This window comes from Sporolactobacillus nakayamae, assembly GCF_900113325.1.
Classification (GTDB): domain Bacteria; phylum Bacillota; class Bacilli; order Bacillales; family Sporolactobacillaceae; genus Sporolactobacillus; species Sporolactobacillus nakayamae.
In genome coordinates, this window is sequence record NZ_FOOY01000043.1 from 1 (window position 1) to 11,150 (window position 11,150).

Annotated in this window: 10 protein-coding genes and 1 pseudogene; 10 read left to right on the top strand and 1 reads right to left on the bottom strand. The window is 43.7% G+C overall.

All coding sequences use genetic code 11. The features are described 5' to 3' along the window. The 6 genes and pseudogenes from BM003_RS17190 to fliT form a co-directional block, all read left to right on the top strand. Window positions 1–329: pseudogene (locus tag BM003_RS17190) on the top strand (IS4 family transposase); the annotation flags it as partial. 339 nt (window positions 330–668) lie between these two features. Then, window positions 669–2,084, top strand: coding sequence for a flagellin N-terminal helical domain-containing protein (locus tag BM003_RS17195; RefSeq protein WP_093674849.1), 1,416 nt, complete (start codon window positions 669–671; stop codon window positions 2,082–2,084). A gap of 143 nt (window positions 2,085–2,227) precedes the next feature. Continuing rightward, window positions 2,228–2,590 (top strand): flagellar protein FlaG, encoded by a 363-nt coding sequence (gene flaG / locus BM003_RS17200; RefSeq protein WP_093674850.1) that lies wholly within the window; start codon window positions 2,228–2,230, stop codon window positions 2,588–2,590. A gap of 19 nt (window positions 2,591–2,609) precedes the next feature. Next, window positions 2,610–4,220 carry a flagellar hook-associated protein 2 gene (locus tag BM003_RS17205; RefSeq protein WP_093674851.1) on the top strand — a complete coding sequence of 537 codons (1,611 nt, stop codon included), beginning with the start codon at window positions 2,610–2,612 and terminating at the stop codon, window positions 4,218–4,220. A 26-nt stretch (window positions 4,221–4,246) separates the two neighbouring features. Beyond that, window positions 4,247–4,642 carry a flagellar export chaperone FliS gene (fliS, locus tag BM003_RS17210; protein ID WP_093674852.1) on the top strand — a complete coding sequence of 132 codons (396 nt, stop codon included), beginning with the start codon at window positions 4,247–4,249 and terminating at the stop codon, window positions 4,640–4,642. A gap of 1 nt (window position 4,643) precedes the next feature. Then, window positions 4,644–4,988, top strand: coding sequence for a flagellar protein FliT (gene fliT, locus BM003_RS17215; RefSeq protein WP_093674853.1), 345 nt, complete (start codon window positions 4,644–4,646; stop codon window positions 4,986–4,988). Window positions 4,989–5,147: 159 nt separating this feature from the next. On the opposite strand, the gene BM003_RS17795 is transcribed toward fliT, so the two are convergent. Next, on the bottom strand, window positions 5,148–5,285 hold the full coding sequence (locus BM003_RS17795; protein ID WP_177184861.1) for a hypothetical protein: 138 nt from the start codon (window positions 5,283–5,285) through the stop codon (window positions 5,148–5,150). Between the two features lie 412 nt (window positions 5,286–5,697). On the opposite strand from BM003_RS17795, the gene hpf reads away from it, so the two are divergent. From hpf to tnpA, 4 genes are all read left to right on the top strand, one after another. After that, window positions 5,698–6,240, top strand: a complete 543-nt coding sequence (hpf, locus tag BM003_RS17220; RefSeq protein WP_093674854.1) for a ribosome hibernation-promoting factor, HPF/YfiA family — start codon at window positions 5,698–5,700, stop codon at window positions 6,238–6,240. A 468-nt stretch (window positions 6,241–6,708) separates the two neighbouring features. Next, the gene (gene secA, locus BM003_RS17225; protein ID WP_093674856.1) at window positions 6,709–9,228 is read left to right on the top strand and encodes a preprotein translocase subunit SecA; all 2,520 of its coding nucleotides are present in this window, start codon (window positions 6,709–6,711) and stop codon (window positions 9,226–9,228) included. 28 nt (window positions 9,229–9,256) lie between these two features. Then, a protein-coding gene (prfB, locus tag BM003_RS17230; RefSeq protein WP_143128495.1) for a peptide chain release factor 2 occupies window positions 9,257–10,355 on the top strand; the annotation gives its coding sequence in 2 pieces (ribosomal slippage) (window positions 9,257–9,319 and window positions 9,321–10,355; 1,098 coding nt in all). Between the two features lie 179 nt (window positions 10,356–10,534). Next, a complete protein-coding gene (tnpA, locus tag BM003_RS17235) occupies window positions 10,535–11,020 on the top strand; it encodes an IS200/IS605 family transposase (protein ID WP_093672372.1) in 486 nt (161 codons plus the stop codon). Window positions 11,021–11,150 lie beyond the last annotated feature (130 nt).

Here is an 11,150-nt window from a genome sequence, read left to right on the forward strand (position 1 = left end):
AGCTTCAAAAAGAGTTCCAGGGCAGATCGTACGATCTGCTGATTAGCCACACAACCATTGTCTTTACAAGGTTTATTCTCCTGTCTTGGCAAAACCGTTGCAGTACAGATAATCGAACCCTTGGTGGTATGTTTTATGAACTCTGTGACGAAATGAATGAACTGGATTGGGCTGTAGCACTGACGCAGCTCATGGATATTCTTCATGACGCCCTAACAAAAACAAAAAAATCAATCAAAAGATGGGTTACTTGTCAACTGACACAATGGATTGAGAGCTTACCCAACTATATCAAGGTTTATCTGCCCAAATTAGGGTGCGAAAGTTGAGTAATTATAACATTTCAAAAATAAGTTGGAATTGCTTGCTTCCCTTTCAAATGCTACAAATAATTGTTAGTATCATCTTAGTGATTATGTCTGTTGCATATTACATGGGTTCTGATCGAGAAATGTTTTGCTTTGATGAAGAACTTTATAAATATTGCAAAATTAATGAAACTAAGCAAATGCTGTAAAAGTTTCAAACAAAAAATGAAAACTCTACTAAACATCTTTTTCCTAATGACGATATATAGATTGTAAGGCGGTTGGGAAGGCGCCTTTCCGATTGCCTAAATACTATTCCACATGGACGTGGGAATTCACAATTCAGGGAGGAAACAATTTATGATTATTAATCACAACATTGCTGCGCTGAACACATTGACTCAGCTCAACAAAAACACAACGGCTACACAAAAATCTCTTGAAAAACTATCATCTGGTCTTCGCATTAACGGTGCTGCTGACGATGCTGCTGGTCTCGCAATTTCTGAAAAAATGAAAGGCCAAATTCGTGGCTTGGATCAAGCGAGCCGCAATGCACAAGATGGTATTTCATTAGTACAAACGGCTGAAGGTTCACTGAATGAAACTCAAGATATTCTGCAACGTATGCGTGAACTCGCAGTCCAATCTTCGAACGATACTTCAACAGACGCTGATAGAAAAGAAATTCAGAAAGAAATTAGTCAGCTGAAAGATGAAGTAGATCGTATTTCTAATGATACCGAATTCAATACGAAAAAACTATTGAATGGTAGCGTTGGAAACTCAGCTGTACTAGGTACTGATACCCTTGGATTAAAATCCGTATCTGTTGCCAATGCTGATTTAGCAGCTGATACTTACACAGTAAAAAATGTTGCAGCGGCGACCGTAAAAGCAGATGTTAAAACAAATACAACTGGATTAGCATCAACAGATTTTGATTTCACGACAGCAAGTGCATCAGTTGGGCTAAAATTAGGAAATTATACTTTAAATGTTACAGATGGTGCTACTGCTGGACGCTTTGATTTTAATTTGACTGATGAAAATGGTGCTGTGATTGCTGGTGTTGCTGACGTTGACTTCAATAATGCAACCGCAACGGATGCGGTTTTGGTTGGTTCAAACGGCGAACAGCTCACTATCAAGGGTGGCACTTCAACAGTTCAAGCAGGTCAAATGACTCTTAATATTAATGCAAAATATGCAGCTGCTGGTGACCTTACAATAACAAACGCAGCGAGTGCGGGAGTTTATTCTAGCGCCGCTAACACAGTAATTACCGATAGCGACTTTGAAGCTGGAGGATTCGAATTTAGTTTGGACATCGATTCGGTTCGTAAAGCAGCGGGTACAACTTCAACTATTACAACGACAAACAATGCATTAACTATGCACATCGGTGCAAACGAGAATCAGACGATGAAAGTCGATATCAATCAAATGGACACGGGCAAGTTGGGTGTTGATGATATTGATGTCACGACTCAGGCTGGTGCTGAAAAAGCAATAACAGCAGTAAACGATGCTATCACTAAAGTTTCTTCTGAACGTGCTAAACTTGGTGCCTTCCAAAACCGTCTTGAACATACGGTTAACAATCTGAGCGCATCTTCAGAAAATCTGACAGCTGCTCAATCACGTATTGCTGACGTTGATATGGCTGCTGAAATGAGCAACTTCACAAAGAACAATATTCTTAATCAGGCTGCTCAAGCAATGCTTGCACAAGCAAATCAGCTACCACAGGGTGTTCTTCAACTTCTAAGATAACTGATTTATTACATCCATATTTATTTAGAAAAAGCGAGTTTCCTTAACTAAATAGGAAACTCGCTTTTTTTAAAACCTAAACGTTTTATAGAGAGATTCCGATATAGTTAATAGTACATTAAGAGGGGCGAGGAGGATTGTCCATGAACGTGGATGTCTCATTGAATGATGTGACTCAGAAGCAAAGTGGCATTGTTGATAATCATAGTACATCTGCGAAGGTTACTGACCAGAGCAAAACTGATTCCGACAAAACAGAGGAGAGACTTTATTCACCTTTTACCAAAGATCAATTAGATGATCTTGTTTCGGAGGCAAATAAGCTTTTGAATCCGGAATTGACAGAGATGCATTATGTACTTCATGATAAGTTGAACAAATATTATGTGCAGGTTGAGGATTCTCGGACGCATCAGGTTATACGTGAGATTCCTCCCAAAAAGTTCATGGACATGTATGCAGCAATTGCTGAGAAGCTTGGCTTAATTGTAAATAAAAGAGTTTGATTGAATAGAGGTGTAAAGTATGGCAGATTCAAGTTCAAGCAGTGTTTCAATTGATTCAATTAATAGTATGATTGGTGCAACAAATACAAGTCGAGTCAGTGGATTGGCAAGTGGAATTGACGTAGATAGTATTGTGGCTAAGCTAATGACTGCAGAAAGCCAACCACTTGTTCAGATGCAGCAGAATCTGCAACTGACGGAATGGCAGCGAGATGATTACCGTTCGATGAATACATTATTAAGCAACCTGCAAACGACGATACAAAAGATGAAACTGCAGGGACCTTATTTAGCGAAAACAGCAACATCAAGTGACTCATCTAAAGTAACGGCAACTGGTGGAGCGAATTCCGGTAATGTAGCTTATACTCTGTCAAATGTGACAATGGCAACTGCGGCGCACAATAACAGTGAAGCTTCCATAGTGAAAGAAAATCAGACATTTGATTCTTCAAAGTCGTTGTTATCACAAAAAGACGCACTTGATCAAACGTTTAGTAGCCCCATAACTTTTACTATCACGACATATAATGACGGAACAGCAACGAGTAGAACGTTTTCCTATGATGATCCGTCGACAACTTCACTTGATAAGATTATGTCTGACATTACAAGTTCAGATATTGGTGTAAACGCCTTTTATGACTCAGCAACGGGAAAAGTATCAATGACTCGGACTGCGACCGGAGATAACCATTTGCAAGAAAAGGATGAGAATGAGCTTCCAATAGATGGCACTGGGGCTGAAATTGAATTTAGTGGTGATTTTCTCACAAAGACATTAAACTTGGATTCAACTAATGAACAAGAAGGTACAGATGCTAAGTTCACTTTAAATGGGCTTGAAACATCGCGTCATTCGAACACATTTACAGTGAGTGGTGTAACATTCAATTTACAGAGTTCGTTTTCGGGTTCTGCATCAATTAATATTGGTACAGATACTGATGCGGTATTTAAATCCATTTCTGATTTTGTCAGCCAATATAATGACATAATCAAACAGATTAATGATAAGATCTCTGAAACACGTAATCGTGACTATTCACCACTAACGGATGCCCAGAAATCAAGTATGAGTGATTCAGATGTCACTGCTTGGACGACTAAGGCACAGTCAGGGATGTTAGCTAATGATAGTATTTTGAGCGGCGCTTTGAGCCAAATGCGAATGGATCTCTATTCGTCAGTCAGTGGTACAAGCAACACGAAAATGAACCAGCTATCTGAAATGGGCATTACCACAAGTTCGAATTATCTTGATCATGGTAAGCTGGTTATTGATGAGGACAAACTAAAAGAAGCGATTAGTACCGATCCACAGGCAGTGATGGAGATGTTCTCTAATACGGGAACTACGTCCTCATCACAAGGAATAATGCAGCGCCTGAATACTACCTTGAAGAACACAATGGATCAAATTGAGGACAAAGCCGGAAATACTAATATGGTCTATACTCAGTATTCGATGGGCAAATCAATTGACGACATGAACGACCGGATTGACGCGTTCAAATTACGGCTTCAGGATATCCAAACCCGATATTATACCCAATTCGATGCAATGGAAGCCGCAATTCAACAATCCAACAGTCAGGCAACTTATCTGTCACAATTTACGAGTTCATGAGATTAGCTTTTTTAGGAGGTACAATAATGCCCGCAAGCGCATATAAAAGCTACCAACAAAATTCTGTATTAACCGCCACTCCTGGTGAGTTAACGTTGATGCTTTATAATGGATGCATTAAGTTTATTCGCCAAGGGAAACTGGCGATTTCAGAAGATAATATTGAAAACAAAAATACGTATATTCAGAAAGCTCAAAACATAATCCGAGAGTTAATGGTGACCTTGGATCAGAAGCAGCCTGTAGCCAAGAGTATGATGCAAATGTACGATTATATGAATCGTCGATTGATTGAAGCGAACATCAAGAATGATACGGCGATTCTTGATGAAGTCGAAGGGTTTGTGGCTGAATTTCGTGATACGTGGAAGCAAGTGATTGAAATCACGCAAAAGAAACAACCGAAGCGGGATCGAGCCTAAGATGGTTCTACAGGAGATTTATGATCGGACGGTTGAGCTGGATGAACTGATTAAGGGGTATGAGCGTGAGGAGCGTGATGCATTCATCGAGAAGCTGCAGCGGTTGCTTGACGCGCGAGAAACGCTTTTGAAGGGATTGCCGGATCACTGCAATGATTCGGATCGTCAGATTGGACGAGAGATTGAATCGATGAATCAACGGATCAATCAATCACTTCAGTTGATTAAGCAAGAGATTACGAATGACATGAGCCAATTCAGGCACAGAAAAAAGACGGTCAATCGCTATCGGAATCCATATAGTGGCCCGACTAAGGACGGCATGTTCTTGGATAAGAGGGAGTGAAAGTCACTGCTGAGGCGGTGATTTTTTATTTTTCACCAATCGCCCATTTTTTCATACACTAAGATCATTGATTCATTAGTGATTTTTCTCTAGATAAACAAATCGTCCACCCGTTAGGATTAACGGATGGACGATTGGGTACTGAATTCTGGATTCTATTTAGTCGGCAGCTACGGCTGCTTTTTCGGGTTCTGTATTCAGACTTGCGAGGAATTGCAAGTAATTGTAGGTGGATTCTTTTTCGTCTTCATTGAGCCTTTCGAACAATTCAATGATTTCTTCTTTTTTGACTGACATGGTCAAAACCCCTTTTATGAGATATGGTCACCGTCGCACTTATACCCTTTGCGTTATGAATCATATACGTGTTGAAGTGTTAGATAGTCTGACACTAAATTGATGGTTTGATTAAGGAAAATGTTGGACAACTTTGTGTGAATTGCCGCGTTATTATTTCCTGTTTGCGTTATCATTATATGTGCTATAACAGGCAGCGTCAATACAATGTAGCGCATTTGACGCCTGTATTTCAATTGGAATATTGCATATGATTGATACCTATTTTGCATGAATCTAATAGTAAGTTTAAAAAGACTGGTTTTGTCGAAAATAGATAAAAGAAAGCGGTTGTTGTAAAACTATTTTGATGTTTGGGAAGGAATTGGGACGGGAATAGCGAATGTATATAGTATTGAAGGGAGGCTTTCTCATGGATATTATTATTCGCGGGGAAAACATCACAGTGACATCATCTTTGCAGGATTACGCAGAGAAAAGAATCGGCAAGTTGGAAAAGTACTTCAATGCTCCTATTGAAACGAGCGCGCGTGTGAATTTGCGTGTTCATAACAAAGAACAGGTGGTTGAAGTAACGATTCCGCTACAAGGCCTTCTCCTGAGAGCTGAAGTAGGCGAGGAAGATCTCTATACAGCGATTGATTTGGCTGTTTCCAAGCTTGAGCGTCAGATCAAAAAGCACAAAACGAAACTCAACCGCAAGAGCCGCCAAGGTGCGAAGCAGGCGTTGCAAAATGCAGGCAGCACGGTAACGAAGACGGTTGAAGATGAGGAAGCGCTTGATGTCGTTCGTAAGAAGCATTTTGTGTTTAAGCCGATGACGGTTGATGAGGCGATCCTTCAGATGGATATGCTTGGTCACTCCTTCTTCGTTTTCAATAATGCGGAAGATGATTCGACCGCGGTTGTGTATCGCCGCAAAGACGGACGGTTTGGTTTGATTGATCAAGAATAATGAAAAATGATTGACTATACAGCTGGGGGGAGATTCGCACACGCGAATCTCCCCCTTTCGGATTCTTGGTTGTGCACACGCATAGGCTGCTGCACTGAATTCGGAATTCCGAGCAGCTCATTTGCTTAAGCTGCTTTTTTCCAAAAAGGTTTGCTGTTTTCTTGGCATTGGTTTTGCCGTATAATGGAAGCTGTTGGCATTTGCCATAATAAGAATAGAGCTGGCATTACCCCGAAAAGGGCTGTTTGCGGACGAACACATGGTTGAGGGTGAATGGGGAACTCATGGATTGTGTGATTTTCGTTGCGGGTAATTGTCACCGTGGGCGAATATTGTTAAAATAGAGGACATATTGATGTAGGGATTTTTCGGACAGGTTCATACGTGAACGCATGATACAAGTGATTGTTACTGATGGCGCGGGCATGTGGCGCTCAATCAGAAATCTTAAATGAGGTGTATGCAGGCATGATAGGAATGCTCAAACGAGTTTTAGGAGATACAAGCCTCCGCAAGCTCAGCAAGATGGAGAAAATCGCGCATGTGGTTGAGACCTATGCCGATCAAATGAAGGCGCTGAGTGATGATGAGCTGCAGGCGAAGACGCCGGAATTCAAGCAGCGTTTGGAGAATGGCGAGACGCTTGATGATCTGCTGCCGGAAGCATTTGCGGTGGTTCGCGAGGCGTCGACACGTATTCTTGGCATGACGCCGTATTATGTTCAGTTGATTGGTGCGATCGCGCTGCATCAAGGAAATATCGCCGAGATGAAAACCGGTGAAGGTAAAACGCTCGTTGCGACGATGCCGCTTTATCTGAATGCGCTGGCGGGTCAAGGCGCGCACTTGGTTACGGTCAATGATTATCTGGCTAAGCGTGACGCGGAACAAATGGGGCTGCTGTACAATTTTCTCGGCTTGTCGGTTGGTCTGAATATTAACGGTCTGAACCCTGAGGAAAAGAAGGAAGCTTACGCTGCTGATATTACGTATGGCACGAACAGTGAGTTCGGCTTCGATTATCTGCGTGACAACATGGTGCTCTATAAAGAAGAAATGGTTCAGCGCCCGCTTAGTTTCGCGATTGTCGATGAAGTGGACTCCATTTTAGTCGATGAAGCACGGACACCGCTGATCATTTCCGGCAACGCGGAGAAGTCGACGGATCTGTATGTGCGCGCCAATCAGTTCGCGCGTCTTCTGTCTGAGAAACAGGATTACACGGTCGATCTGAAGACGAAGTCGGTACAGCTGACTGAGGAAGGCATGACTAAGGCGGAGAACTTTTTCGGTATTAAGAACTTGTATGACTATACCAATGTGCAAATCAATCACCATGTGAGTGAAGCGATGAAGGCGCATGCGATCATGCACCTTGATCAGGATTATGTGGTTAAGGACGGCGAGATTATCATCGTCGATCCGTTCACCGGTCGTCTGATGCAGGGACGCCGTTACAGTGAAGGTTTGCACCAAGCGATTGAGGCCAAGGAAGGTCTTGAGATCCAGAGTGAAAGTAAGACGCTGGCGACGATCACGCTGCAGAACTTCTTCCGCATGTACAAGACGCTTTCCGGTATGACCGGTACGGCGAAGACAGAAGAGGAAGAATTCCAGAGCATCTATAACATGGATGTTATTGAAATTCCGACGAATAAACCGATGATCCGTGTGGACAATGCGGATTTGATTTATAAAACGCAAAAGGGCAAGTTCAAAGCGGTTGTTGATGAAATCACGACGCTCTATCATCGCGGTCAACCGGTGCTTGTTGGTACGGTGGCTGTTGAAACTTCGGAATTGATTTCGAAGCTTCTGAAGAGGCATGGCATTCCGCACAATGTCTTGAACGCGAAGAACCACGCGCGTGAAGCGGAGATCATTGAAAATGCAGGACAAACGGGTTCGGTAACGATTGCTACCAACATGGCCGGTCGTGGTACCGATATTAAGCTTGGCGAAGGTGTGGCTGATCTTGGCGGTCTGTTCATCCTTGGTACGGAGCGTCATGAATCCCGTCGTATTGACAACCAGCTGCGTGGACGTTCCGGTCGTCAAGGCGATCCTGGTGAATCGCGCTTCTATCTTTCGCTTGAAGATGACTTGATGAAACGGTTCGGCTCCGATAAAATGAAAGCTTGGATGGAAAAGATCGGCATGGATGATACGTCACCGATCGAAAGCAAGCTTGTCAGCAAGTCGGTGGAATCAGCTCAGAAACGTGTCGAAGGCAACAACTTTGACGCGCGTAAACAGTTGCTGAAATTCGACGATGTTATGCGCCAACAGCGTGAAATTATTTACAAACAGCGTATGGAAGTTCTTGAATCCAAGAACCTGCGTCCGGATGTTGAAGGCATGATCAAGCTCGTCATTGAGAATATCGTTCACGCGCATACGCCGGAAAAGGAAGTACCGGAAGAATGGGATCTCCAAGCGGTTATTGACTACTTGAACGCGAAAATTTTCAACGAAGGTGTGCTGACTCTGAAGGACCTTGACGGCAAGGATCCGGAAGAAATGATCGACGATTTGTATGCGAAGGCGCTTGCTCGTTACGATGAAAAAGAAGAGCAGTTCACGTCGGAACGGATGCGCGAATTCGAGCGTGTGATCACGCTGCGTACGGTGGATACGAAGTGGATGGATCATATCGACGCAATGGAACAGCTTCGCGAAGGCATCTATCTGCGGGCATATGGTCAGGTTGATCCATACCGCGCATATAATATCGAAGGCTTCAAGATGTTCGAGGAAATGGTCGCAAGCATCGACGAAGAGATTGTCAACTTCCTGATGAAAGCGGAAATTCGCGAGGAGGAACCGATTCAACGTGAACGCGTGACTCACGGACTGCGCGTGATCTCCGGCGGTCAGGATGACGAACCGGTGAAGAAGAAGCCGATCAAACGCAAGGTACATGTCGGCCGTAATGATCCGTGCCCATGCGGCAGCGGCAAAAAATATAAAAACTGCCACGGAAAATGATCTGTGGAACTTGGAAAGTAGGATGAACATGGATTTACCTGAAATGAAACACGAAATTGATGAGATGGAAACCCGTCTCAAAGACTTTAGGGGGTCTCTTTGACTTAGATAACAAGAAGGCAAAGATCGCCGAATTGGATGAAAAAATGACGATGCCGGGATTCTGGGATGATAATGAGAAAGCCCAGAAGGTGATCGACGAGTCCAATGAGTTAAAAGGCAAGGTCGACAGTCTGACGGATCTTGAAAACAAATTTGAAGATCTGCAGGTTGCCTATGAGTTAGTCAAAGAAGAAGATGACGCGGATCTGAAGGCTGAGCTGGAGGAATCGCTCGGAGAATCCCGGACCGCGTTCAACAAATATGAAACACGGTTGCTGCTCAGCGGACCGCATGACCGCAACAACGCGATCCTGGAGCTCCATCCGGGAGCAGGCGGTACGGAAGCTCAGGATTGGGCGTCAATGCTGCTGCGTATGTATACGCGCTGGGCGGAGAACAAGGGGTTCGCAGTGGAAACGCTGGACTATCTGCCCGGTGATGAAGCGGGCGTGAAGAGCGTCACGTTGATGATCAAAGGACCGGATGCGTTTGGTTATTTGAAGGCGGAAAAGGGGATCCACCGTTTGGTGCGCATCTCGCCGTTCGACGCTGCCGGACGCCGTCACACATCGTTCGTGTCATGTGAAGTGGTGCCGGAAATTGATGATGATATTGAAATTGATATTCGGCCGGAAGATTTACGCGTCGACGTGTTCCGTTCCAGCGGCGCCGGCGGTCAGCATATCAACAAGACGTCATCGGCCGTGCGTATGACGCACCTTCCGACCGGCGTGGTTGTCAGTTGCCAGTCGGAACGGTCACAGTTTCAAAACCGTGATCAGGCGATGAAGATGTTGAAATCGCGCCTGTATCAGTTGGAGGAAGAGAAGAAGGAAGCCGAAATGGCCGCGCTTCACGGCGAGCAGAAGGAAATTGGCTGGGGCAGCCAGATTCGCTCCTACGTCTTCCACCCATATTCCATGGTCAAGGATCACCGTACCAATGTTGAAATTGGAGACGTGAACCGCGTCATGGACGGCGACATCGATCCGTTTATCGACGCATATCTGCGTTTACATTTGTGAAAAGTGAAATTCTGGAGGAACCGGCCTTGAGCCGGTTCCTTTTATTCATGTTTTGAAAACCCTAGGCTATGCCTAGGGTTCCGGAGAGCTTCAAGCGATGTATCAAAAAAAGCCTCACTTCGTGTTAAGATAAATTTTGGTTCGCCAACCAAATTTATCAGCCAAAGGGAGACTCTTTTATGCCATCTGATGTTAACAGTTTAGCACATACAAAATGGAATTGTAAGTATCATGTTGTTTTTGCACCAAAGTATCGGAGACAAATTATCTATGGAAAGTTAAAACAAGATATAGGCATGATTTTAAGACAGTTAAGTGAACGAAAAGGTGTAGAAATTATCGAAGCCCAAGCATGTAAAGATCACATTCACATGATGGTCAGTATACCGCCTAAGATAAGCGTTGCATCTTTTATCGGCTATCTCAAAGGAAAAAGCAGTTTAATGATCTTTGATCGACATGCGAACTTAAAATATCGATATGGAAATCGAAAATTTTGGTGCAAGGGATATTATGTGGATACAGTAGGAAGAAATAAGAAAGTGATTGCAGAATACATTCGTAATCAGATACAAGAGGATGTAGTCGCAGAGCAACTAAGCATGTTTGAACATATTGATCCGTTTACCGGAGAAGAGGTCAAACGCTCAAAAAAGAAAAAGTAGAAGTCACCCTTTAGGGGTGCCGGGGAAGTAGTGCGGTTGGCGGACGCCTCGGTGCCCTTTTAAGGGCTGGCCAGTAACAAAGGCTTTCAGCCGCAGAGCAAACCACCCGTTCACACGGGTGGTTTTGATT

What these genes read in the sequence shown, in the direction of transcription:
- BM003_RS17195 (WP_093674849.1), top strand. Translation starts at nt 669, where the DNA reads ATGATTATTAATCACAACATTGCTGCGCTGAACACATTGACTCAGCTC.
- flaG (WP_093674850.1), top strand. Translation starts at nt 2,228, where the DNA reads ATGAACGTGGATGTCTCATTGAATGATGTGACTCAGAAGCAAAGTGGC.
- BM003_RS17205 (WP_093674851.1), top strand. Translation starts at nt 2,610, where the DNA reads ATGGCAGATTCAAGTTCAAGCAGTGTTTCAATTGATTCAATTAATAGT.
- fliS (WP_093674852.1), top strand. Translation starts at nt 4,247, where the DNA reads ATGCCCGCAAGCGCATATAAAAGCTACCAACAAAATTCTGTATTAACC.
- fliT (WP_093674853.1), top strand. Translation starts at nt 4,644, where the DNA reads ATGGTTCTACAGGAGATTTATGATCGGACGGTTGAGCTGGATGAACTG.
- BM003_RS17795 (WP_177184861.1), bottom strand. Translation starts at nt 5,285, where the DNA reads ATGTCAGTCAAAAAAGAAGAAATCATTGAATTGTTCGAAAGGCTCAAT.
- hpf (WP_093674854.1), top strand. Translation starts at nt 5,698, where the DNA reads ATGGATATTATTATTCGCGGGGAAAACATCACAGTGACATCATCTTTG.
- secA (WP_093674856.1), top strand. Translation starts at nt 6,709, where the DNA reads ATGATAGGAATGCTCAAACGAGTTTTAGGAGATACAAGCCTCCGCAAG.
- tnpA (WP_093672372.1), top strand. Translation starts at nt 10,535, where the DNA reads ATGCCATCTGATGTTAACAGTTTAGCACATACAAAATGGAATTGTAAG.